Origin of the sequence: Polynucleobacter sp. AP-Kolm-20A-A1 (assembly GCF_018688315.1) — a bacterium.
Taxonomy (GTDB): domain Bacteria; phylum Pseudomonadota; class Gammaproteobacteria; order Burkholderiales; family Burkholderiaceae; genus Polynucleobacter.
Genome location: NZ_CP061315.1, coordinates 1,631,592 through 1,656,617 on the forward strand (window position 1 = coordinate 1,631,592; position 25,026 = coordinate 1,656,617).

General features: G+C 46.7%; 18 protein-coding genes. 14 read left to right on the forward strand and 4 right to left on the reverse strand.

Translation table 11 applies throughout. The annotated features are described in order from the left end of the window. The first annotated feature begins 21 nt into the window (after positions 1 to 21). Positions 22 to 927 carry an NAD kinase gene (locus C2745_RS08165; protein WP_215384097.1) on the forward strand — a complete coding sequence of 302 codons (906 nt, stop codon included), beginning with the start codon at positions 22 to 24 and terminating at the stop codon, positions 925 to 927. 26 nt (positions 928 to 953) lie between these two features. After that, the gene (gene recN, locus C2745_RS08170) at positions 954 to 2,624 is read left to right on the forward strand and encodes a DNA repair protein RecN (RefSeq protein WP_215384098.1); all 1,671 of its coding nucleotides are present in this window, start codon (positions 954 to 956) and stop codon (positions 2,622 to 2,624) included. A 17-nt stretch (positions 2,625 to 2,641) separates the two neighbouring features. Here the strand turns inward: recN and glnE are convergent, their stop codons facing one another. Beyond that, the gene (gene glnE / locus C2745_RS08175; RefSeq protein ID WP_215384099.1) at positions 2,642 to 5,458 is read right to left on the reverse strand and encodes a bifunctional [glutamate--ammonia ligase]-adenylyl-L-tyrosine phosphorylase/[glutamate--ammonia-ligase] adenylyltransferase; all 2,817 of its coding nucleotides are present in this window, start codon (positions 5,456 to 5,458) and stop codon (positions 2,642 to 2,644) included. A 78-nt stretch (positions 5,459 to 5,536) separates the two neighbouring features. Here glnE and C2745_RS08180 point away from each other — a divergent pair, with 78 nt between their 5' ends. Genes C2745_RS08180 through C2745_RS08195 form a run of 4 tightly spaced genes read left to right on the forward strand, consistent with a single transcriptional unit; the run spans position 5,537 to position 13,191 of the window. After that, positions 5,537 to 9,685 carry a YhdP family protein gene (locus C2745_RS08180; protein ID WP_215384101.1) on the forward strand — a complete coding sequence of 1,383 codons (4,149 nt, stop codon included), beginning with the start codon at positions 5,537 to 5,539 and terminating at the stop codon, positions 9,683 to 9,685. Between the two features lie 6 nt (positions 9,686 to 9,691). Continuing rightward, entirely contained in the window at positions 9,692 to 10,525 is an 834-nt protein-coding gene (locus C2745_RS08185; RefSeq protein ID WP_215384102.1) for a carbon-nitrogen hydrolase family protein, read from the forward strand. A gap of 20 nt (positions 10,526 to 10,545) precedes the next feature. After that, on the forward strand, positions 10,546 to 12,036 hold the full coding sequence (gene tldD, locus C2745_RS08190; protein WP_251368318.1) for a metalloprotease TldD: 1,491 nt from the start codon (positions 10,546 to 10,548) through the stop codon (positions 12,034 to 12,036). A 30-nt stretch (positions 12,037 to 12,066) separates the two neighbouring features. Continuing rightward, positions 12,067 to 13,191, forward strand: a complete 1,125-nt coding sequence (locus tag C2745_RS08195; RefSeq protein WP_215384104.1) for a 3-deoxy-7-phosphoheptulonate synthase — start codon at positions 12,067 to 12,069, stop codon at positions 13,189 to 13,191. 42 nt (positions 13,192 to 13,233) lie between these two features. Here C2745_RS08195 and C2745_RS08200 read toward each other — a convergent pair whose 3' ends face one another. Continuing rightward, positions 13,234 to 13,803 (reverse strand): cob(I)yrinic acid a,c-diamide adenosyltransferase, encoded by a 570-nt coding sequence (locus tag C2745_RS08200; protein WP_215384106.1) that lies wholly within the window; start codon positions 13,801 to 13,803, stop codon positions 13,234 to 13,236. Positions 13,804 to 13,830: 27 nt separating this feature from the next. Here C2745_RS08200 and C2745_RS08205 point away from each other — a divergent pair, with 27 nt between their 5' ends. From C2745_RS08205 to proC, 5 genes are read left to right on the forward strand one after another with little or no spacing between them, the layout of a single operon-like run. After that, complete coding sequence (locus tag C2745_RS08205; RefSeq protein WP_251368432.1) at positions 13,831 to 15,336, forward strand: FAD-linked oxidase C-terminal domain-containing protein; 1,506 nt, start codon at positions 13,831 to 13,833, stop codon at positions 15,334 to 15,336. Next, positions 15,336 to 16,481, forward strand: a complete 1,146-nt coding sequence (gene glcE, locus C2745_RS08210) for a glycolate oxidase subunit GlcE (RefSeq protein ID WP_215384108.1) — start codon at positions 15,336 to 15,338, stop codon at positions 16,479 to 16,481. The genes C2745_RS08205 and glcE overlap by 1 nt, the downstream gene beginning before the upstream one ends. An 8-nt stretch (positions 16,482 to 16,489) precedes the next feature. Then, positions 16,490 to 17,767 carry a glycolate oxidase subunit GlcF gene (glcF, locus tag C2745_RS08215; protein ID WP_215384110.1) on the forward strand — a complete coding sequence of 426 codons (1,278 nt, stop codon included), beginning with the start codon at positions 16,490 to 16,492 and terminating at the stop codon, positions 17,765 to 17,767. After that, positions 17,764 to 18,489 (forward strand): YggS family pyridoxal phosphate-dependent enzyme, encoded by a 726-nt coding sequence (locus C2745_RS08220; RefSeq protein ID WP_215384111.1) that lies wholly within the window; start codon positions 17,764 to 17,766, stop codon positions 18,487 to 18,489. Before glcF ends, C2745_RS08220 begins: the two co-directional genes overlap by 4 nt. After that, positions 18,486 to 19,367, forward strand: a complete 882-nt coding sequence (gene proC / locus C2745_RS08225) for a pyrroline-5-carboxylate reductase (protein ID WP_215384113.1) — start codon at positions 18,486 to 18,488, stop codon at positions 19,365 to 19,367. The genes C2745_RS08220 and proC overlap by 4 nt, the downstream gene beginning before the upstream one ends. Here the strand turns inward: proC and ubiA are convergent. Further along, entirely contained in the window at positions 19,364 to 20,227 is an 864-nt protein-coding gene (gene ubiA, locus C2745_RS08230; RefSeq protein ID WP_215384115.1) for a 4-hydroxybenzoate octaprenyltransferase, read from the reverse strand. The genes proC and ubiA overlap by 4 nt on opposite strands. A gap of 10 nt (positions 20,228 to 20,237) precedes the next feature. Continuing rightward, entirely contained in the window at positions 20,238 to 22,310 is a 2,073-nt protein-coding gene (gene recG, locus C2745_RS08235) for an ATP-dependent DNA helicase RecG (RefSeq protein WP_215384117.1), read from the reverse strand. Positions 22,311 to 22,340: 30 nt separating this feature from the next. Between recG and queA the strand changes: the two genes are divergently transcribed. The 3 genes from queA to yajC all read left to right on the forward strand — a co-directional run bounded on the left by queA (position 22,341) and on the right by yajC (position 25,002). Further along, entirely contained in the window at positions 22,341 to 23,387 is a 1,047-nt protein-coding gene (queA, locus tag C2745_RS08240; protein WP_215384119.1) for a tRNA preQ1(34) S-adenosylmethionine ribosyltransferase-isomerase QueA, read from the forward strand. Next, on the forward strand, positions 23,384 to 24,541 hold the full coding sequence (tgt, locus tag C2745_RS08245) for a tRNA guanosine(34) transglycosylase Tgt (RefSeq protein WP_215384121.1): 1,158 nt from the start codon (positions 23,384 to 23,386) through the stop codon (positions 24,539 to 24,541). The genes queA and tgt overlap by 4 nt, the downstream gene beginning before the upstream one ends. 134 nt (positions 24,542 to 24,675) lie before the next feature. Further along, positions 24,676 to 25,002 carry a preprotein translocase subunit YajC gene (yajC, locus tag C2745_RS08250; protein WP_215384122.1) on the forward strand — a complete coding sequence of 109 codons (327 nt, stop codon included), beginning with the start codon at positions 24,676 to 24,678 and terminating at the stop codon, positions 25,000 to 25,002. Positions 25,003 to 25,026: the final 24 nt, after the last annotated feature.

Consider the following 25,026-nt stretch of genomic DNA (forward strand, 5'->3'; position numbering starts at 1 on the left):
TGCCTATGGTTTAATCGTCATATGTTAAGCCCATCCCCAAATTCCACCAAGAAGGCATTTAGCCGGGTTGCACTTGTCGGCAAATTCCAGGCTGATGGCATCGAAGAACACCTCAAAGACTTGGCTAAATTGCTCTCAGACTTGGGTTGCGAGGCCTTTATTGAGTTTGATACAGCCACCCACCTCGCTCTTGCTGGCTACCCCACCAAAACGGCGAAAGACTTTGCCGGATCAATTGATCTGGTTGTGGTTCTTGGTGGCGATGGCACCATGCTTGGTATTGCCAGACAACTTGCAGGTAGCAATGTTCCGCTGGTAGGAATCAATATGGGACGCCTGGGATATATGACGGATATTCCCATTCAGTCCGTTCACACCACCTTACCTAAAATCATTGCGGGCGATTATGAAGCCGATACCCGCACATTGTTAGATGCAGTGGTTATTCGTAATGGTAAAGAAATTAATCGCGCACTAGCGCTGAATGATGTAGTTGTAAATCGCTCTGGAATTTCAGGCATGGTTGAGTTGGCCGTTCACGTTAATGGTTCTTTTATGTACAACCAACGTTCTGATGGCTTAATCGTCTCAACCCCAACAGGGTCGACTGCTTATGCACTCTCTGCTGGTGGCCCCATTTTGCATCCTCATGTAGCTGGCATTTTATTGGCGCCGATTGCGCCACACTCACTGTCTAACCGCCCGATTGTTCTGCCGCAAGATAGCGTTACCGTAATTGAGGTGGTTGATGGACGCGAGGTGATTGTGAATTTTGATATGCAGTCTCAAACGAATTTACAAAGCGGTGACAAGATTGAAGTACGTCAATCTAATAAAACGATTGCCCTGCTTCATCCCAGCAATCACAGCGACTACAAAACCTTGCGCGAAAAGCTGCATTGGAATGAATATCCATCGACATTCTGATGTCGAGCTTCTTGCTACGCTAATACATGCTTCAAACTATCTCACTTCGTGACTTTGTCATTGTTGATCAGCTTGAATTAGATTTTTCTTCAGGCTTTACAGTGCTGACTGGTGAAACCGGTGCCGGTAAATCTATTTTGCTAGATGCACTTGGTTTGGTGCTTGGCGAGCGCGCTGATAGCAGCCAAATTCGTGAGGGTAGCAATCGCGCAGAAATCTCCGCCCTTTTTCGCATTGATCCTGAACAAGTTAAATCATTTAGCCAATGGCTTGATGAGCAGGGATTTCCGCTAGAGGATGATGGTCAAAGCTTATTGCTTAAGAGAACTGTGGAAAGCAATGGACGTAGCCGCGCTTTTATTAATGGCAGCGTTGCAACACTAGTCCAACTCAGAGAAGCCGGTGACCAACTAGTCGATATTCACGGACAACACGCACATCAGCTTCTATTAAAAGGTGGCGCCCAGCGCGAACTGCTGGATCGACATGCTGGATTATTGCCACTAGGCATTGAAGTAGCGCAAGCATTTAAAACGGTTGCCGATTCTCGCCGTCGCTTAGAGCAAGCAGAAAATGCGGGTCAAGATATTGAGCGTGAACGTGAACGTCTAGAGTGGCAGCTTGAAGAGCTTAATGAACTCTCGCCACAAGAAGGCGAATGGACGAGCATTCAAAGTGAACATGCAAGACTGGCAAATGGTGCCAAGCTGATTGGTGGCTGCCAAGAAGCAATTGAGATTTTGAGCGATGCAGATAACTCTCTCGAATCCAGCCTAACAAAAGTATCGGGCAATGTCAGCGCCTTGGCTGAACATGATCCAGCGCTTGCCGATATTAGCCAAGCCTTGGAGTCAGCCAGCATCCAGTTGGATGAAGCCATTCACGGCCTTAATCGCTACCTTCAAAAACTAGATCTAGATCCCGCCAGACTGGCGCAGGTTGAAGAGCGTATGCAAGCGCTTCATGGCACCGCCAGAAAATATCGCATCGAAGTTGAGGGCTTACCAATACTTCTTGCAGAGACAACAGAGCGATTAGAAGCGTTAACAGCCTCTCAAAATATTGATGCCCTACGCGAAAAGGTCAAGCTAGAAGAGGCTGCTTATCTCAAGCTAGCCAAACAACTTTCGCAAAAGCGTAGCAAGGCTGCATCCGAGCTGGGCAAACTCGTAACGGATGCGATGCAGGACTTATCAATGGCTGGTGGTCGCCTAGAAATAGCACTTACTCCATTGAGTGAAGGTGGCTCTCATGGTCTTGAACAAATTGAATTCTTAGTTGCTGGTCACGCTGGCAGCACACCGCGCCCACTTGCCAAAGTGGCATCTGGTGGTGAACTAGCCAGGATTAGCTTGGCGATTAGCGTTATCACCAGCAAAGCCTCATTCACGCCAACCCTGATATTTGATGAGGTAGATGCAGGCATTGGTGGCGCAGTTGCTGAAACTGTTGGCAAGCTCTTGCACCAATTGGGGCAATCCCATCAAATCTTATGCGTTACCCATTTGCCACAGGTAGCCGCCCAAGGCAATCATCACCTCAAAGTGAGCAAGTCACAAAATGCTGAAAAAACTGTTTCGCAAGTACAGATTCTTGGCAGAGCTGAACGAGTGGAGGAAGTGGCGCGTATGCTTGGTGGCACCACTATTACCGATACAACGCGTCGTCATGCTCGTGAACTACTTGAGCAGAACTAACAACACCCCACGCAATATCAATTCGTAGCGTCTGAAGGTGCTTTAAATATCTCTAACCAGAGTGCTTGAACTGCATCTCTTGCTTGAATAAGCTCAGGCTCATCATCTAGACTTACCCGAGTTTTATCGGCCCCATCTAATCGCAAGCGATGCTGACGAGATCTCAATAGACGATAGGCGTCACCAACGGCTTTGGCTGCTTGCCCAGAAATCAATCCAACCTCACTGGCAATCTGCAGCAAGGCGATATTTCCCAAGTTACCAATTAGACGAGAGTGTTGATGCGCATAGGCCAACACTAAAAATTGCACAATGAATTCAATATCCACCATGCCCCCGGCATCATGCTTTAAATCAAACTCGCTATTCCCATTGGGATGACCTGCATGCACCTTGTGACGCATCTCTAAAATCTCTTTACGAAGATGGTCCGCATTTCGTTTTTGACTTAATACCTCTGAGCGCACGGCGTCAAAGTACACACCCACCTCAGGATCACCCGCAGAAAAACGGGCACGCGTTAAGGCCTGGTGCTCCCATACCCAAGCGGCGTTGTCACCTTCACGCATTTGGTATTTCTTAAAAGCTTCCGCACTGGTTACTAAAAATCCAGCAGATCCATTGGGACGTAAACGGGTATCAATCTCAAACAAACTACCGGTAGATGTAAATGCTGTCAGCCAATTAATCATCCGCTTTGCAAGCAAGGCGTAAATTTCTTGAGCGGCATAATCTGCTTCATCCGCTTGATATAAAAATACCAAATCCAAATCAGAGGCATAACCCAATTCTTTGCCACCCAACTTTCCATAAGAAATAATCGCAAATGGAGAGTGCACATCTTGCGCAAGACCAAACTTTTGAGCTACTCCAGGCCAAACACGTTCGTAAGCTGTCTGCAAAATCAGATCTGCCAACGTGGATAGATGATCACTCACTCTTTCCACTGGAAGAGGTTTTGTCACACCAATACCCAAGTCTGTTAACAAGGTAATAAAGGTCTCGTTGTGATGTGTGACACGCAAAACATCCATTGCCTGCTCTGATCCATCACCATCAGCCATCACATCATCTAGGCGCATATTCAAGTGGGCTTTCACCTCAGACCAATACTTCTCGGGCTCTTCGATTAAGGCCTTCTCTGTTTGCGCATTGAGCAGATGGTCCAATAAATGAGGGTGGCGAGTTAAATACTGAGCACCCCATTGCGAGGCTCTCAGTAAATCCAGAATGTTAGAGAGAGCTTTGGGGTATTCAGCCAAGATCGAAAGATAGGCGCTACGTCTTGCAATAGCTTCCAGTAAATCAAAAAAGCGTAATAGCGCTTGATCCGCATGTCCCCCGCTAGCACTATCAGACTGCAAAACTTCGGCAGCCTTGCGCATCAAATTATCAAAAATCAGGCGACTTTTTTCAGGCAACAGTTTTTGCTTAGGGCTCTCTACCCATGCCGACCAACGCGCAGAAGACTCAGGAAAAAAGTGTTGGTCAGGAGCCCAGTCAAGCGCCAAGGGCGTCAATGCAAGGCGTGAACTATCGTCCAATAAAAATGCTTTTTCAAAAAGGGAGGCGACATTGTTCTGATGGTGCTCCAGGTTCGCCATGAACTCGGTGGACTTTTCATTTGAATCTTGCATTGCATCCGCAAGACGTAAACGCACCACCTCGTCATCAGAAAGATAGTGAGTCTGCTGGTCATCCCACACTTGAATGCGATGCTCTAAGCGCCTCAGAAAAATATAGGCAGCTTGTAATGCATCCACATCAGCAGCAGGCAATATGCCGCATTGGAGCACGAGATTCAAGACCTCTAGCGTGGGGCGGACTCTAAAGCGAGGATCCGTACCACCGCGCATCAACTGAAACATCTGCGCTAAAAACTCAATCTCCCGAATGCCGCCTCGCCCCAATTTGATGTCTCTTGAACGGCCTTGGTGACCAGAGGATCGCTTCTCAGCCTCACTCTGAATCTGTGCATGCAAATCTCTGATGGAAGCAATCACGCCGTAATCCAAATGTCTGCGATACACAAACGGGCGAATGAGTTGATCTAACTCTTTTTGGCAATGCGCAAAATCTGGGGAGCCTGGCAAGGGCGCTATTAACCGCCCCTTGATCCAGGCATAGCGCTCCCATTCCCTACCCTGCACTAGCAGATACTCTTCCAACATATCCAAACTGCAAACTAGTGGACCCGAATCTCCATTGGGTCGTAGCCGCATATCCACTCGAAATACAAATCCATTTTCATCATGCTCAGCAAGCAACTTAATTAAGCGCTTGCCCATACGAGCAAACCACTCGTGATTCGAAAGACTTTTCGGCCCTCCACTAGTCTCGCCCTCATGCTCGTATAAAAAAATTAAATCAATATCAGAGGAGAGATTTAACTCTAGTCCGCCGAGCTTACCCATGCCAACAACCATCAAAGACATTTCTGATTGGGTTGCGTTGCTCCAAGGTACTCCAAAGCGCTGTTTGAGATCCTGGCGGGTATAAGTAATTGCAGCAGAAACAACCAGCTCAGCAAAGTGACTTAAGGCATGAGTCACTTCATGTAAATCAGCCATGCCATTGAGATCGCGGAATGCTACCCAAAGCATCAAACGCTGTCTTGCTAGGCGCAAGTTAGCCATCCACAGGGCCTCATCCTGCTCGGAGCCCTTTAAGTCAATATCGCACTCCCTGAGCAACTGCTCAATACCCGGAAGATCAACCTTCCTCTGCCCTTTGATGCGCAACCATTCCACCCACTCGGGCTTGGCGTTTAGCCAGCGACGAGCGTAAGTGGAGTTCTGCTCTAAAAATGCAATTTGTCGGGAAAATTCATCCATTCCCCCATCTTAATCCGACCCAGAAAACCCCTTAGGGAAGATTGGCGATCGGGCGTGGGCTGACGGATAATAGAGCCCATGCTGCAAAAGATCATTCCGTCCCGCCTCAAGAGCGTATTTGCAAAGCGTCCTCAAGGTTCCGGTGGGCCTTGGCGCAAACGCGCCCTCATCTTGGTTGGTTTGACTGCGGTACTTTTTGTGCTTGGCCATCTCACCGTAAGGTTTGTTATATGGCCACAAGTTGAAAAATCAAAAGCGTCAATTGAAAAACTTATTGGCGCCCGCATTGGTGTCGACGTATCAATAGATAAGTTGCAAGTATCTTGGACAGGCATCAGACCAGATTTTGAAATTGAAGGTTTACGTTTTAATGGCAAAGGAAAAGTAGAGCCAACCCTTCAAGTGCAAAAAATTAGCGGGGAACTAAGCTGGAACTCTTTCTATCATTTGGCTCCTCACTTTCATGAGCTCTACCTCGAAGGAGCGCAAATTTATGCGCAGAGAAATCAAAAGGGGATCATCAGCATTGCCGGCATTACCACTGATAGCAACTCAACTGATTATGGCTTTGAAAATTGGCTTTTTTCTCAAAACAATATCGACATTAAAGATGTCAAAGTAATCTGGGATGATCAGCTCAATAAAAAATCGATTTCAAATATCGATATTCAAACGCTGTCCTTCAGCAATGGCATTCGCCGACATACTGGAAAACTCCAAACAACAACGCCCTGGACTAGCGGACCATTAGAGCTTGAAGTGAACTTTGCCCCACATCTTGGCGGCCAGGCCGGCAATTGGCGCGACTGGATTGGTACGGTCTCTTGGAATTTGACAGGGCTTAACCTAGATCGACTTGCCAAAGAATTTGCATTGCCCCTCAGCGCTCTTGAGGGAAAACTTAGTACAAATGGAAAGCTAAAAATTGACAACGGCAAGCCCGATGGTGGCGAAGCCTTCATTGCTGCTGACAACCTAGTTATTCAGCTATCTAAAGGTGAAGATGCTATCGCCTTAGGAAGACTAGAAACAAATCTTAGCCAAGAAACTGATAGTGGCCTTATCTCTGTCACCACTCAAAATTTTGCTTGGCGTGATATGGATAGTCCCAAAACAGCTCCACTAGAAAGCTTAAGTCCAATGACTTTCCGTTGGCGCCCCCCAGCGGCCGATGGAGAAATTAAAGAATTTGGTTTTTCATCACCAAAAATTTCTGTGGATGACGTAGCGCTATTTGCCTTAAATTTGCCTCTCTCTAAAAAAGTGCATGAGTGGATTAAAGCCTCAAGAGCGGATGGTGAATTGCAGAATTTAGATATCAGCTGGTCAGAAAGTAAATCCCCTTTATCGGCGCTCAACATTCCAGGCGGCTGGTTTAAGTCAAACAAGATCGACTTTTCAATTAGCGCTAAGTTGATTGATCTCAGCTTTGTTGGCATTAACAAATCAATGCCTACTGTTTCCAATCTTTCTGGCTTTCTAACGGCAAATCAGAGCCAAGGTAGTTTTTCGGTTAACTCCAGCAACCTTGACTTAGAAATCAATGGCCTGTTAGCAGACCCTAAAATTCAACTGGACCAAGCCAATGGTCAAATCAATTGGTCAAAAAGCAAGGGAAGTTGGGTCATTAGTACGAAAAAGCTTTCCTTAAGTAATCCCGAGATTTCTACGAGTCTTAGCATTAACTACGTTATTGGCGGGCCTAAAAATCCTGACTCGATGTCTTTGGATATGGATTTTTCTAAAGCAAAACTCGTTAGTGCATATCGCTATTTACCAGTAAGCATGGATAAAGATACTCAAACTTACTTAAGTAAAGCGTTTGCTGCTGGAGTGATTCAAAATGGCAGCTTGCATATCAAGGGAGATCCAAATGGAATCCCATTCCCCAAAGGAGTTGATGGTGAATTTTCTTTAAAGCTTCCGATTGCCGGAGCAACATTTAGTCCGGTACCCACTTCACCAGGGAACCAAGGTGCCTGGCCTGCATTCACTAACGTGAATGGCGTCATCGCCATGCAGAACTCAAACTTTACGGCGGACATTTCTAAAGCAAACTACAAGCAGGTCGCACTCAATCAATTCCACGCGGAAATTCCAAATGTTAGCGCAAACCAATTAGTGCTTTCTGTTAACGGCAATGCTCAAGGTGAGGCGCCACAGATGCTGGACTACTTGTTCGCCTCTCCGGTAGGTAAAAAACAAGTTAAGCTGGAAAAAAACTTGCAAATTTCAGGGCCGGCCAATCTTGTGCTGGGTTTAAAGTTCCCTCTCTCAGGAAGCGGGAACGGCAATACAGATATCCAACTGGACTTCCCTGGCAATAAGTTGCAATGGTCAGATTTGCCTCCTTTTGAGAATCTCAAAGGAAAGATTCGCATTACCGAAGTCAATCCAGAATTTGAAGATGTCACAGCCAATTTCCTTGGCGGCTCAATCAAGATCACAAGTGCCCCAAGGCCTCAAGGCAAGCAGAGTTTCAATATCTCAGGCGACATCGCTGCTGGCTTTATTAAGAATTATTTTTCTAATAATGCAAGCCCGCAATCAACTGCCTTATTGCAAGCAATGAATGGGTCTGCAAAATACGAAGGCACCATTAACTTCAATAAAGGCGGCAGTGAAACTAGTCTTAAATTGGATCTTCGCGACTGGGCTAGCAGTGCACCTGCCCCACTCAAAAAACCAGCAAGCTCACCAATGCTAGGCCAAGTCACTATTCGCACCAATGCCAGCTCAGACTTAAGTGCTGGTGCTGGCCGAATTTCTTGGAATGGAAAGATTGGTGATCAATACTATGTTCAGGGTGAATTGGGTAAGGATGATGAAATACGTCAAGCAATCGGTATTGGAGCGCCAGCAAACTTACCGCAGCAAGGCATTCAATTACACATCTCAAGTGGCGAGTTAAATCTAGATGCCTGGCAAGATTTTTTAAGCAGCCAAAATAAAAACAGTGCCACCCCTAAGAGCAGCAACCAAGGTGCAAGTAATCTTCAGATCTCAGGGCAAGTAAAAAAGCTCGGCTTATTTGATCGTATTTGGCCAGACTTCAATCTCAGCGCAAATAATAAAAATAATGCATGGCAGATCAAAGTGAGCTCTCCAGCAATTGCTGGAAATCTGCAGTACCAAGAACCTAGCAATACTGATTCAAGCGGCTTAATCAGTGGGCGCCTTGCGCACTTAAAAATTCCCGATGCAATCCCCAGTCCTATTAATACAAAAAAACCAAGCCCCAAAAAGACTTCAGGGGGCAGTAAGGTGGAGCCAAGCGCCATCCCCAGCCTAGACATCAGCATTGATGATTTTTTGTGGAGCAAAGCGCAACTTGGCCAGATTAAATTGAAATCCAAAACCAGCGGCAATCTTCTGAAGATTGAATCGCTTCAAATTAGCAACCCCCAGGGTAATTCAACCCTTTCAGGTCAATGGCGAGGCGCCACCCAAGCTGACGTTGAACGCACCGAACTGAATGCTAATTTGGATGTAAAAGATGCGGGGCAAATCATTGCGCACTGGAGTAGTCAAAAATCAGTAGAGGGTGGCCAAGGTCAAGTGGGTGCCAATGCACAATGGGAAGGCTCACCATTCACGCCTAAATACGAAACGCTATCAGGCAAAGCGAATTTAAATCTCACAAAGGGACGCCTGCTAGAGGTGAATACTAGTGGCGCAAAGCTGCTAGACGTTCTCAGTCTGCAAAGCTTGTTGCGATTTGCAACCTTTGATCTCAAAGGAAGTCTTGGAAACATTGTCACCAAAGGTACTCCTTTTAATTCGATTGATGCCGCATTTGATATCAATGCCGGTGTAGCTCAAACCAAACAATTCAACATGGTTTTAGATCAAGCACGTGTAGCAATGAATGGCCAGATCAATATTCCCAAGCAAACACAGGACTTACGTGTCACTATTTTCCCTACGATTGATGCCACTGCCGGATCATTAGCAGCCTTTGCAATTAATCCAATCGTAGGTCTTGGCGCTTTAGTGGGTCAGTACCTCATTACCAACCAAATTAATCGTAACTTGCAATCAGATTATTTGGTTCAGGGCTCATGGGAAAATCCAGAAGTCATTCCTCTAGATCAAAAAGGTCAGCCAATTGATTCCAAAACATTAGAGAATATTCGCAGCAAAGATTTACTGAAAGAGCAGGTCAAACCCAGCACTAACCCACCTTCTTCGCCAGCACCAAGCAGTCCTTCCAATCCAAGCAAATAAGTCTCTATGAGTACATCAGAACACTTCACGGAACTAAAGGTCGCCTCCATTCAGATGGTGTCGACCCCGGATTTGAAAGAAAATTTGTCGACAGCTAGTCGACTCATTAAGGCTGCTGCCAACGACGGCGCCCAAGTCATTACGCTTCCAGAATATTTTTGTCTTATGGGCCTCAAAGATACCGACAAAGTTCAAGCTCGTGAAAGCTTTGGAAGTGGACCTATTCAAGAACAGCTTGCCGCGTCAGCAAAAGAAAATGGTATTCATCTCATTGCGGGGACTATCCCCCTTAAAGCTAAAGATGAGAACAAGGTTTTAAATACCACTCTCGCCTTTGATCCTCAGGGCAAGACAATTGGTCGGTACGACAAAATTCATTTGTTTGGCTTCCAAACGCAAACTGAACGTTACCAAGAATCTGAAACTATTGAACCGGGAGAAATTCCAAGCCTTTTGAAAATTTCAGCTAATCAAGAAGTGTGGTCTTTTGGTCTGAGCATTTGCTACGATCTGCGCTTTCCAGAGTTATATCGCTCTCTAGGTCAAGTTGACTGCCACGTTATTCCTGCTGCCTTTACTTATACAACTGGTAAAGATCACTGGGAGATCCTCTTACGCGCCAGAGCTATTGAAAATCAATGCTACGTTTTGGCTTCAGCTCAAGGCGGCACACACCAAAACCAACGTCGTACTTGGGGTCATAGCATGTTGATTGACCCCTGGGGCGCAATCTTGGCCCAACTTCCAGAAGGCGAAGGCTTTATTTCTGGGGTTTTGTGCAAAGAAAAATTAAACGAGGTACGCTCTAAGTTACCCGCTCTTGCACACCGCAGGCTTTAACGAAAGATCACCTGAACCAGATGAATGCACCAGAAGCACTATTTCCAGCCAGCTGGACCAAAGCCAAAAAACAAGCAGACCTCATCAAACTAGCGAAGTCAATCCTGCTTGAACCAACAGGGTTATCAGAGCAAGATCTTCACCATACATTTGGCAACATGTTTACCCATCGCCTTGACGATGCTGACCTTTACTTTCAGCATACCCGCAGCGAAAGCTGGAGTCTTGAAGAAGGTATTGTGAAATCTGGCAGCTTTAATATCGACCAAGGTGTTGGTGTCAGAGCAATTTATGGTGACAAGACTGCTTTTGCCTATTCAGACGAAATTAATTTAGAGGCTCTGGATAAGGCTGCAAAAGCCACCCGAGTAATTGGACCTCAAGGCGGAAAACAAGCGGTTGCAAGCAAACTCTTTAATCCGGTTTCTAATAAGCTTTACTCCGATCTCAATCCTCTGGACTCCCTCCAGCCTAAGGAAAAAATTGCCTTACTTGAAAGTATTGAGCGTCGTGCAAAAGCACGTGATCCGCGCATCATTCAAGTCATGGCGAGTCTAGCTGGTGAATTTGACGTCGTCCTCGTAGTGAGAGCCGACGGCCTTCTTGCAGCTGACGTTCGTCCGCTAGTACGGGTTTCTGTACATGTGATCGCAGAACAAAATGGTCGTCGTGAATCAGGCTCTTCTGGTGGTGGTGCACGTCATGACTATCTTTACTTTGATGCCGAACTTATCAATCGCTATGTTGATGAAGCAGTAGATGGCGCACTAGTAAATCTAGAATCACGCCCCGCTCCTGCAGGACCAATGACAGTAGTCATGGGTCCTGGCTGGCCTGGCGTTCTTTTACATGAAGCAGTTGGTCACGGTCTAGAGGGTGACTTTAATCGCAAAGGATCTTCGGCTTTTGCTGGTCGTATCGGACAACGCGTTGCCGCCAAAGGTGTAACCGTAGTCGATGATGGAACTCTTTCTGGACGCAGAGGATCCTTAAATATTGATGATGAGGGCACTCCCACTCAATGCACTACCTTGATTGAGGATGGTATTTTGAAGGGCTATATTCAAGACAGCCTCAATGCTCGACTTATGAATATGCCTCTCACAGGAAATGGTCGTCGTGAAAGTTTTGCATCTCTCCCGATGCCACGCATGACGAATACCTACATGCTTGCCGGCAAAGATGATCCCCAAGAAATTGTGGCCAGCATCAAGCGAGGTCTCTATGCAGTGAATTTCGGTGGCGGTCAGGTAGACATTACAAGCGGCAAATTTGTTTTTTCCGCCTCTGAAGCTTATTGGGTGGAAAACGGCAAAATCCAATACCCTGTTAAAGGTGCAACCATTATTGGTAGCGGTCCCGAGTCCTTAAAACAGGTCTCTATGATTGGAAATGACCTCAAACTAGATGGCGGCGTAGGGGTTTGCGGCAAAGAGGGGCAAAGCGTTCCCGTCGGGGTTGGGCAGCCCACCCTGAGGATTGATAGCCTGACCGTGGGCGGGACTGCCTGAGATTGCCAAATTACGGCTTAAAATAGCCGTATGAGCCAACAAAATACAAACCCAGCTAATTGGTACTCCGCAGTCGACAAGACCTCGGATACCGACGATCAACGCATTCACAACATCTCTGTTCTGCCTCCGCCAGAGCATTTGATTCGCTTCTTTCCAATTTCTGGAACACCAACTGAAGCGTTGATTAGCAAAACTCGTCAAAAAATTCGCGACATTATTCATGGCAAAGATGATCGTTTACTCGTCATCATCGGACCATGCTCAATTCACGATCCAAAAGCAGCGCTTGAATATTGCCAACGTCTCTTGGCTGAGCGCGAGCGTTTTTCTGGTGAATTAGAAATTGTGATGCGCGTGTATTTTGAAAAACCGCGTACCACTGTTGGCTGGAAAGGTTTGATTAACGACCCATACCTCGACGAAAGCTATCGCATCGAAGAAGGACTCCGCCTTGCGCGTCAAGTATTGATGGAAATTAATCGCTTAGGCATGCCAGCTGGTAGCGAATTCTTAGACGTAATTTCTCCACAATATATTGCTGACCTGATTTCATGGGGCGCAATTGGTGCACGCACCACCGAGAGTCAAGTCCATCGTGAACTCGCGTCTGGTTTATCTGCGCCTATCGGATTTAAGAATGGCACTGATGGCAATATCAAAATTGCTACTGATGCTATTCAAGCCGCAGGTCGTCCGCACCATTTCTTATCTGTTCATAAGAACGGTCAAGTATCCGTTGTGGAAACCAAAGGAAATAAAGATTGCCACGTGATTTTGCGTGGTGGTAAAGAGCCTAACTATGAAGCAAAGTATGTTCAGGCAGCCTGCGCTGAGCTAGAAGCAGCAAAGCTTCCAGCCAGTTTGATGGTAGATCTATCTCACGCCAATTCAAGCAAGAAGCATGAGCGTCAAATCATTGTTGCTGATGATGTCGCACAACAAATTGAATCTGGATCCCATCAGATTTTTGGCGTAATGGTTGAGAGCCATCTAAATGACGGCGCTCAAAAATTCACGCCAGGCAAAGATGATCCAAGCAAACTTGAGTATGGCCGCAGCATTACCGATGCTTGCATTAATTGGGATGATTCAGTGCAAGTGCTGGAGCGTCTTGCAACCGCCGTTAAGAATCGTAGAAACAAGAAAAAATAACGCAGCCGAAATTACTCAGTAGCACAGCTAAAAGAGACTAATTTATTTAGTCTCTTTTTTTTCGTGCTTCCAAAGCACATCCGATCCACCAGCTGCACGATTGAGAATACGCGCAATAACAAAGAGTAGGTCAGACAAGCGATTGACATATTGACGAGGAGAATCGTATAAAGGCTCTTCCCAGCCCAAGCGAACAATTGAACGCTCTGCTCTTCTGCAAACAGTACGACAAACATGGGCTTGCGCTGCGGCGCGAGTGCCGCCAGGCAAAATAAACTCTGTCAAAGGTGGTAACTGCTGGTTATATTTTTCTAGCCAAACATCGAGCTGGGCAACATGCTCAGGATTGAGTAGTTTGTAGTTGGGAATACATAGCTCTCCGCCCAAATCAAATAAATCATGCTGCACCTGCAGAAAAAGCTCGCGCATTTCGGCGGAAACGCTTTCCGGGATGTCTTCAGTCATCAAAACGCCGATTTCAGAGTTCAACTCGTCAACATCGCCCATGGCGCAGATCCGTAGGTGATCCTTCTCAACGCGACTTCCATCGCCTAAGCCGGTCATTCCTGCATCACCCGTTCTAGTGGCGATTTTTGATAGTCGATTTCCCATAAGCTTAATTATAGGTAAATGGCTAAAATGATTCTTATGAATATGGTGACCCCACCCCCCGATTTAGCCGCTATTAGCGCCCTTCAGTCCAAATTGGTTAAGGCATTACGCCCAATCCTTCCGGAGCATGCCCTTTTATGGGAGCCGGAGGACACCATTCCCTACGAATGTGATGGTTTAGCTGCCTATCGACGCATGCCTCTGGCAGTAGCACTTCCAGAAACAGAAGAGCAAGTCGTCCAAATTTTGAAGATTTGCCACTCGATGCAAATTCCAGTGGTTCCGCGCGGATCTGGAACTGGCCTCTCTGGTGGGGCAATGCCACTTTCTCAAGGCTTGGTACTTTCTTTGGCAAAGCTTAAAAAAATTATCAGCATCGATCCATTTACACGCACAGCAGTGGTTCAGCCTGGCGTTCGCAATCTTGCGATCTCAGAAGCGGTTGCACATCTTGGCCTGTACTACGCACCAGACCCTTCATCACAAATTGCTTGTTCTATTGGCGGAAATGTCAATGAAAACTCTGGTGGCGTGCATTGCCTTAAATACGGCCTCACTCTGCACAACGTTCTCCGTGTCCGCGGAATACTAATGAATGGTGAGATTGTGGAATTTGGCGGTCTAGCGCCAGATGCTCCTGGACTAGATTTACTAGCAATCATGATGGGCAGCGAAGGTATGCTCGCAGTAGTTACTGAAGTCACCGTGAAATTAGTTGCCAAACCAAAATTAGCGCGCGTGATTATGGCTAGCTTTGATGACATTGAAAAAGGTGGTAATGCTGTTGCCGCCATCATTGCTGCCGGCATCATCCCTGCTGGTTTAGAGATGATGGATAAGGCTACTACCCGCGCCGTAGAAGAGTTTGTACACGCAGGATATGACCTCGATGCTGCAGCAATTTTACTCTGCGAATCCGACGGCACTCCAGAGGAGGTTGCTGAAGAAATCGAACGTATGACCAAGGTACTCGAAGAAGCTGGTGCTAGCGGTATTCAGATCTCCAAGGATGAGAGTGAACGCTTAAAGTTTTGGAGTGGCCGCAAGAATGCCTTCCCTGCTGCCGGCCGCTTAGCACCTGATTACTACTGTATGGACGGCACTATTCCTCGTCGTCATATTGCCACCCTACTCAAACGCATTCAGGGCATGGAAGAAAAGTATGGTCTTGGTTGTTTGAATGTTTTTCATGCTGGCGATGGCAACATGCATCCACTCATTCTATTTAACGGCGCCGATCAAGAAGAATGGCATCGTGCCGAAGAATTTGGTACTGAAATTTTAGAAGCCTGTGTGGAGCTTGGTGGCACCATCACCGGTGAACATGGTGTTGGCATTGAAAAAATTAATTCAATGTGCGTTCAGTTTGGCGAGGGTGAGCGCGAATCTTTCTGGGGCGTGAAGAGCGCTTTTGATCCAGAGAAGTTACTGAACCCAGATAAAGCCATTCCAACATTGAATCGCTGCGCCGAGTACGGTCGCATGAGAATTAGTGGTGGCCAGTTGCCTCACCCAGAATTGGAGCGCTTCTAATGACAATCTCCAATCCGCAGATCAACGCATTCCGCGAGCAAATTCTAAATGCAGCCAAGAATAAGACTTCGCTTTCGATTGAAGGTGGCGGCACAAAATCTTGGTATGGAAATCCGAATGGATACGAAAAACTTGATGCACGCCCTTACTCAGGCATTCTGGAATATCAGCCAGAGGAGCTGGTAATCACCGCGTGTACAGGCACGCCTCTAAAAGAAATTGAAGCGGCTCTCAAGGAAAAAAATCAGGTGCTCGCTTTTGAGCCGCCTCATTTTGGTGAGAACGCAACTTTTGGTGGTGCAATCGCCGCAGGTCTTGCTGGACCTGGACGCATCACCGTCGGCAACTTCCGAGACTTTGTATTGGGAGCTCGTATTCTGGATGGCAAAGGTCAAGACCTTTCCTTTGGCGGCAAAGTTATGAAGAACGTTGCAGGGTATGACGTTTCACGTTTGATTCCTGGATCCCTGGGAACACTAGCGCTTTTATTGGAGGCATCAGTCAAAGTACTCCCAAAGCCAGCAGCTACCGCTACGTTACGCTGTCAGATTTCCCAAGAAAAAGCTCTGAAAGCTTTGAATCAATGGGCTGGTCAACCTCTACCTCTATCAGCAAGTTGCTGGATTGGCTCAGGAAAAGGTGGAGATGGAGAGTTAACTTTCCGTCTCGCTGGTGCAGCTGCTGCCGTTAAGGCCGCAATTCCATTGATGCGTTCTTTAATAAATGCCGCAGAACTCAACGCAGAAGTAGCTGAAAATTTCTGGGATGATTTGCGCGAACAAAAACTCGCTGCCTTTAATAATCTTGGTGTCGATCAAACTCTCTATCGCTTGGCATTACCTGCTGCGTGTGGACCCATCGCGATTACTGGCGCCAATGATGAAATTATTTTGGAGTGGCACGGTCAACAACGCTGGATTAAAGCGTCTGGTGATGAAGCCACCTTTAATACACTCAAAGCATTAGCAAACTCTCATGGTGGACATGCGACTCGCTTTAGACAGGGCGCAAACGTTGACCCTGCTTATCAGCGTTTTACATTGCTATCAGAACAATCCCATTCCAAAGCCCTCGAGGCAGTACAAGAACGCCTAAGATCAGCCTTTGATCCCGCTGGTGTATTTGCTACTAAACGTCTTCCATAAGTATTTCTATGCAAACTCAACTCGCCCCTCAATTTGCCAACACACCGGAAGGTATCGAGGCAGCCCGCATTCTGGGTAAATGCGTCCATTGCGGTTTCTGTACCGCAACTTGCCCCACTTATCAAATACTTGGGGATGAGTTAGATGGTCCGCGCGGACGCATCTATCTGATCAAGCAAATTGCTGAAGGTCAGGCCCCTACTGAAAAAACGCGTTTACATTTAGACCGTTGTTTAACCTGCCGCAATTGCGAGAGTACTTGCCCTAGTGGAGTGCAATACGGGAATCTAGTGGATATTGGCCGCAAGTGGGCAGAAGAAAATACGCCTGCGCGCCCAGTTACTCAACGCCTAACTCGTTGGGCTCTAAAAGAAGGTTTAACAAAACCTGCTTTATTTAATACAGCCATGACCTTGGGTCGTTTAGTGCGCCCATTGATGCCAAGTGGAATCAAACGCAAGATTCCACTTACCATTAATAAAGCCTTAGCCAGCACCACCGATGCCTATGCAAGACCCAGCGCAACTCATCAGCGCAAAATGGTTTTGCTTGAAGGTTGCGTACAGCCTGGCATGTTGCCAAACATCAATTCAGCAACAGCCCGCGTACTGAATGCTTTAAAGATTCAGTTAATTAGCGCGCCAAGCGCTACCTGTTGTGGAGCATTACGCTATCACCTAAATGATCAAGCTGGGGGGCTAGAGAATGCTAAGCAAAATATTGATGCTTGGTGGCCACTAGTTGAAAGTGGAGTTGAAGCTATTGTGATGACAGCCTCTGGATGCGGCGTCATGGTGAAAGACTATGGTCATTTATTTTCCAATGATCCAGTTTATGCAAGTAAAGCCAAAAAGATCTCTGAATTAACTAAAGATATTTCTGAGATTCTTCCGGCTCTTGAAAATGAACTCGTACAGTTGATTGGCACAGATCCAAAACCAGGCGTGGTGTATCACCCACCTTGCACTTTGCAGCATGGGCAACAAATTCGCGGCAAAGTAGAAGGCTTACTCTCCAGCATTGGTGTTGGCGTTCGTTTGTGCGCCGATAGCCATCTTTGCTGTGGCTCTGCTGGCACTTACTCAGTTACTCAACCAGAACTATCCGAGCAACTCCGCAGAAATAAACTGACTCACTTAAATGCGGCCTGCGTGGAATCTGGGGCGGAGGTCATTGTTTCCGGAAACATTGGCTGCATCACCCATCTTCAGCAAGATGACACTCCAGTAGTGCATTGGATTGAAATCGTAGATCAATTGATCAGCAAATCTTCTAAGGCCTCATGAATTCAATTGTTGTAAACCTAATACAAATTAGGGAACGTATTGAGCTTGCCGCTTTGACAGCAAAGCGCGAGCCTGAAGAGATTGAACTCTTGGCTGTTAGCAAAACCTTTCCTGCTTCAGTGGTCGAGGAAGCAATGCATGCGGGTCAATCGGCTTTTGGCGAAAACTATGTCCAAGAAGCAGTCGAAAAGATTGAAAAGCTTGCCAAATTACGCCCTTGGTTGATCTGGCACTTTATTGGTCCACTGCAAAGCAATAAAACTAGAGAAGTAGCAGAGCACTTTGATTGGGTTCATAGTGTCGATAGACTTAAGATCGCTGAGCGCCTTTCTGCACAACGCGGTGAATTTCCAGACTTGCCTCCTCTACAAGTTTGCGTACAAATAAACGTCAGTGAAGAAGACACCAAAAGTGGGATTTCACTGGCGGAAGTGGAAGACCTGTGTAATGCCATTACCTCTTTGCCAAACCTGGTTCTCAGAGGCTTAATGGCTATCCCCGCACCCAACCCAGACCCGATCGAGCAAAGGCAAGCTTTTGCAGCCGTACAGGATTGCTTTAAGAAAATTCAAACTGCTCATGCTACTGAATTGGGATACCAATTCTTTGACACTCTTTCGATGGGGATGTCGGATGATTTGGAGGCTGCTATTGCCGAAGGAAGCACTATGGTTCGTATTGGTACAGCCATTTTTGGGAAGCGCGATAAGATTAGCAAATGACTACAAACAAAACTGTACAAAACTCAACAAAAAAAAATAGCAACGCCCACATTACCTTTATTGGTGGTGGCAATATGGGACGCGCCCTCATTAGCGGTCTTCTTGCGAATGGGTTTGAGCCCAATCAAATTTCCGTTGTAGAAGCAAACGCCTCTACAGCCTTAAAACTTTACGAAGATTTTGGAGTGCAAGGCATTGGCGCTTTAGAGCAAATCGCTTTTGACTTCTCTAAAAATAATGTTGTTGTGATGGCAATAAAACCACAAGACTTCAATGTCGTTGCCAAGGGATTAGCCTCAAAACTAAAACATGCCAGCGCGCCAGGCCCACTAATTCTGAGTATCGCCGCTGGTATTCGTCTCAAAGATATGAGTCGTTGGTTAGATCATGCACGTTGTGTTCGCGCCATGCCAAATACCCCCGCTTTAATTGGCAAAGGAATTACTGGTTTATTTGCAGATGCTGCCGTTAATGAATCTGACCGAGCTTTGGCTGAAACCATTTGTAATGCAGTGGGACAAGCAGTATGGGTTTCAGAAGAAAAACTGATGGATGCAGTGACTGCTGTTTCTGGTAGCGGCCCCGCTTATGTTTTTGCCTTCTTGGAAGCCATGCAATCTGCTGGAGAGAAGTTGGGTCTTGATGCCCAGACTGCACGCAAACTAGCCTATGCAACCCTAGAAGGGGCCACACAGCTAGCCCATAACTCCGATGAGCATGCAGGCGTTCTACGAGAAAGAGTGACCTCCAAAGGCGGCACTACAGCAGCAGCTTTGGATGTGCTGAAGCAGCAAGGCTGGCATGAGATTCTGGAGAAAGCGATTGATGCGGCTAGTCAGCGCGGCGAAACTATGGGTGATGAGCTAGGAAAGAGCTAATTTAGGCTTAAACCTAAAACAATTCCTAGAAATAAAAAACCGCCTAACCAGTTATTGTGGCGAAAAGCCTTGAAGCAATCTTCTCTATTGCGAGTAGATACCAGTTTTAAGTGATAGATTGCGCAAGCCAATGCCGCAAACCAGCCGACTAGAAAATAATTACTGAGATTAGCTAATTGCGCCACCCATAGCTGGCTCAGAAAAAGCATCCCGTAGCTGATTGCGATTGCAACTACATCGAACTGACCAAAAGTGATAGCAGAGGTTTTAAGGCCCAAGCGCAAGTCATCATCTCGATCAACCATAGCGTAAGCGGTGTCATATGCGATTGCCCAAAATATATTCCCAATAAATAAGAACCAAGCCTCTAGGGGAATGAAATCCAGAATTGCAGCATAGGCCATGGGAATACCAAAGCCGAAGGCAATTCCTAAAATGGCTTGAGGAATTGCAAAGAAGCGCTTAGTGAAGGGATAAACAAAGGCGACTAACAAAGCGAATACTGACAATTGCTTAGTAAAAGCATTTAAGGGTTGAATCAAGAGAAAGGCCATCAAAGCCAATACGCCAGCCACTGCAACAGCCTCTTTGCCAGAGATTTTTCCACTAGTGACTGGGCGGCCTTGCGTTCTTTTTACATGGCGATCAAAATCGCGGTCCGCATAGTCATTCATTGCGCAACCAGCACTACGCATTAGAAACGTACCCACTACAAAGATGGTCAAGATAGATAAGTCAGGTGTGCCGCTACTTGCTAACCAAAGGGCCCAAAGCGTAGGCCATAAAAGCAATAAGGTCCCAATAGGCTTATCCAGCCTGATTAAATATGCATATGAAATTAAACGGTCTTGTAAATTCATATAGGAATTATCAAGCCTTTAGAAATTCTGCGCGAGATCCAAGCCAGCGCTCTAAATGTCGTTCAACCAAATCACCATGATCTTGGAGCAAACGATCCGCTGCCTGCTGAGCCAACTCAATTAACCAGGCATCCCGCTGCAAATCCACAAAGCGCAACATGGCATCACCGGACTGCTTGGCACCCAAAAGCTCTCCTGGACCACGAAGCGAGAGATCACGCTCAGCAATCACAAACCCATCCGATGTCTCGCGCAATGTTTGTAAGCGCTCCTTAGCCGCCATAGAAAGTGGCTCCGCGTACATCAAAATACAAACCGAATCCGCAGAGCCCCTGCCCACGCGCCCACGCAATTGATGAATCTGGGCGTAGCCAAAACGCTCAGCATGCTCAATCACCATCAACGCGGCATTAGGGACATCAACACCAACCTCAATAACCGTAGTGGCGACCAAGAGTTGAATCTCATTCGCCTTAAAGGCAGCCATTACTGCCGCCTTTTCATCTGCCTTTAATCTGCCATGCACTAAACCTACCTTAAAACCTGGTAGAGCTTGTGTGAGTTGCTCAAAACTTTCTTCTGCCGTTTGAAGCTGCAGCACTTCAGACTCTTCAATTAAGGGACAAACCCAATATGCTTGCAGCCCCTTAGAGAGCCAACTTTGCAAACCGCCAATGACTTCATCGCGGCGACTCGCTTTAACTACCTTGGTTGCAATTGGCTTGCGCCCAGGAGGCAATTCATCGATTACCGAAACATCTAAATCGGCGTAATAAGTCATCGCCAAGGTGCGCGGGATAGGTGTAGCTGACATCATCAATTGATGGCAGTAAAACAATTCAGATCCAACGCGTTGCTGGATTTCTAAACGCTGCCTAACTCCAAAGCGATGCTGCTCATCAATAACCGCTAGACCCAACTTAGCAAAGCTGACACTCTCCTGAATTAAGGCATGCGTACCAACAATTAACTGCGCCCGCCCATTTTCAATCATCTCTTGTGCAAGTCTTTTTTCTTTCGCTTTCAGGCTTCCCGATAACCAGGCAATTTGAACTCCTAGAGGCTCGAACCATTCCTTCATTTTGAGGTAATGCTGTTCTGCCAAGATTTCGGTAGGGGCCATGATGGCGGCTTGATAGCCATGGTCCATCACTCTGGCGGCAGCCAAGGCGGCCACCACTGTCTTACCACTACCCACATCGCCCTGAAGCAGGCGATTCATAGGAAAGGATTTGGAAAGGTCGCTGCTAATTTCCGACCAAACACGCTCTTGTGCGTTTGTTAATTTAAACGGTAAAACTTTGAGCAAGCCTTCTTCAAAACTTTGCTTTTTTTCCTTTTTATCTTTTATAAAGCTTGGGGCATGTCGCTCACTACGAATCGCATGTGCACGTTTTAAGGATATTTGTTGGGCCAGTAATTCTTCAAATTGCACTCGACGCCATGCCGGGTGAGTTCGCTCTAATAACGATTGGGTATTTGCATCTGCAGGTGGTTGATGTAAATAAGTAATTGCTGCCTGTAAATTTGGCCAATCATTACTGGGCAACAACTCTGCCATCAGTTTTTTGGGCAAAAATTCTGCCAAGCTATCTTGCAGACTTGGGTCACGCAAAGCTTGCGTCACCGCTTTACGAATAATGGTTTGCGACACTCCGACACTTGCGGGATAGACCGGAGTCAAGCTAGCAGGTAATGGAGCGTCTGGTGCTACCGCTCGAACCGTAGGGTGAACCATTTCTGAACCCTGAAAACCCTCGCGCACATCTCCGCGCACCCGCACATGGACTCCGATTGCCATTTGCTTTTGTTGGCTTGGGTAGAAATTCAAAAAGCGTAGATTTAAGGTTTCCGTCTCGTCTTCGATAGTGACGACCATTTGTCGCCTAGGCCGAAATAAGACCTGATTACGGATAACCACACCTTGAGTCTGGGCTGAGGCAAACCTACCCCGGGCAATAGCCTCCTCGATGGTAAGAAGCTCAGTCTCATCCTCATAGCGAGAAGGTAAATGCAAAGCAAGGGCCATTGGGCTGTCTAAACCCATCTTTTGGAGTGTGCTTGGCGCTTGTTTAGTAGTCATCGTTAAAATCTAATACCTGATGGTAATGCTATGCAACTCTCCGACTTCAATTACGAACTCCCACCCAATCTAATCGCCCAACATCCTTTGGCGAATAGGACTGATAGCCGCCTCTTAGAGGTTAAGGCTGACAGGGAAAAACACGTCCAATTGGTAGATCGACAGTTTAAGGACATTCTTAGCCTTGTGAAGCCTGGGGATTTATTAGTCTTCAACGACACCAAGGTAATTCCGGCGCGCTTACACGGCAAAAAGGAAACTGGCGGGGTTGTTGAGCTTCTCATTGAGCGCATTAGCGGCGAAAAGCAGGCTTGGGTTCAAATTCGAGCCTCAAAGGTCCCCAAAACCGGAATGATTGTCCATATCCATAACCAAGCAGGCGAAACCTTTCCTGTTGAGATGATTGGTTATGACGGGCGCTTTTATGAGGTTCGCTTCCCAGAGAATGTTTTTTCTTTATTAGAACGCTTTGGCGAACTACCCCTGCCTCCCTATATCGAGCATCAGCCTGATGGCGAAGATGCGCAGCGCTATCAAACAGTTGTAGCTAAAAATCCAGGAGCGGTAGCCGCCCCAACAGCAGGCCTGCATTTTGATGAGGCGATTTTGCAAAAGCTAAAAGAGGTGGGTGTAAATCAAGCTACAGTCACATTACATGTAGGCGCTGGAACCTTTACCCCTGTACGAGAAGAGGATCTCTCAAAACACAAGATGCACTACGAGTGGTATTCCATTCCTGAACAAACTCTGCAGGCTATCGAGGCTACTAAAAAAAATGGTGGAAGAGTGATCGCCGTTGGTACTACTAGCCTACGCGCCCTAGAAAGCCAGGCAGCTAGCGGGCAAAGTAGTGGCGAGACCAATCTATTTATTAGCCCAGGCTATCAATTTAAAACGGTGGATTGTTTATTAACAAACTTTCATCTGCCAAAATCTACCCTGTTAATGTTGGTTAGTGCTTTTGCAGGGATGGATAATATTCGCACTGCCTATCAACATGCCATTCATCAGAAGTATCGTTTCTTTAGTTATGGAGACGCGATGTTTCTTTGCCGACTCGAGAATATAAAGTTATGACCAAACCCGTTCACTTCAATATCTTGGCGCGCGACTCTCAAAGTCCGGCCCGCCTTGGTCAGCTTGACCTTCCTCACGGCAGCGTACAAACACCCATCTTCATGCCAGTAGGAACATATGGCACCGTCAAAGCAATGACACCACGTGATTTACATGAAGCCAAAGCACAAATTATTTTGGGGAATACGTTTCATCTTTGGCTGCGCCCAGGATTAGACGTTATTAAAAAACATGGTGGCTTACATCGATTTATGGGTTGGGATAAACCGATCCTAACTGATTCAGGCGGCTTTCAAGTATTTAGCTTGGGCGCCCTACGAAAAATTTCTGAGGAAGGAGTGACCTTCGCCTCACCGATTAATGGCGACAAACTCTTTATGTCTCCAGAAGTATCGATGGAAATTCAAGCGGTGCTCAATAGCGATATCGCAATGCAGTTTGATGAATGCACTCCGTATGAGATCAAAGGTCAACCCACCTCTGAAAAAACTGCGCGCGCCTCTCTAGAAATGTCTTTACGTTGGGGTGATCGTTCCCTAAAACGTTTTCGCGAACTTAATACCGGCAATGGACTTTTCGGGATTGTCCAAGGTGGCATGTTCGAAAATCTGCGCGAATTTTCTTTAGACGCCGTGAGTCAGCAAGGTTTTGATGGAATCGCCATTGGCGGTTTATCAGTGGGTGAACCAAAACCCGAGTTTGAGCGAATTTTGAATTTCACCGCGCCAAAGCTACCTGAACATATGCCTCACTACCTGATGGGGGTGGGCACTCCAGAAGACTTAATTTTGGGCGTCAGCCTGGGAATTGATATGTTCGACTGCGTGATGCCTACACGCAATGCCCGTAACGGATGGCTCTTTACACGTTTTGGCGACCTAAAACTACGCAATTCAGGCTATAAGGACGATGATCGCCCTGTTGACCCGACCTGCGCCTGCTATACCTGCCAAAACTTCACCAGATCCTACTTAAATCACCTCCAAAAGGCCAATGAGATCCTGGGATCCCAGCTCAATACCATCCACAATCTCTCCTATTACCTTCAACTCATGACAGAGGTACGCGAGGCCCTGAGCAAAGACCATTTTAGCGCCTATCGCGAGGAATTTCATAGCAATCGCCAACGTGGCGTTGAGCCTGGACAGGACTAATAGCCCTAAAGGGGGCAAGGCCCCCTGCAAATCACCTCCAAAGCCCCACACAGTTTAGAATTGCGGGTTACGGCCTCAGGTTTACAGGTCGAAAAACAAAGCAGTTTTTAATTAGCAATTAACGGAGGTTTTGTATGTGGATTAGTAACGCTTTTGCCCAAGCTCCAGCAGCGGGCGCAGATTCTGGTGGCTTGATGAGCTTCCTCCCATTGATCTTGATGTTTGCTGTTCTGTACTTCATCATGATTCGCCCACAAATGAAGCGTCAAAAAGAAACTAAAGCAATGCTCGAATCATTGGGTGTTGGCGATGAAGTAGTTACAGTTGGCGGCATCATGGGCAAAGTAACCGCACTAAAAGACCAGGTAGTTACAGTTGAAATTTCTGCTGGTACTGAAGTGCAATTGCAAAAAGGCGCCATCACTACAGTACTGCCAAAAGGCACGTTGAAGTCTGCTTAATGCATTTGCTTAATACGTCTTACT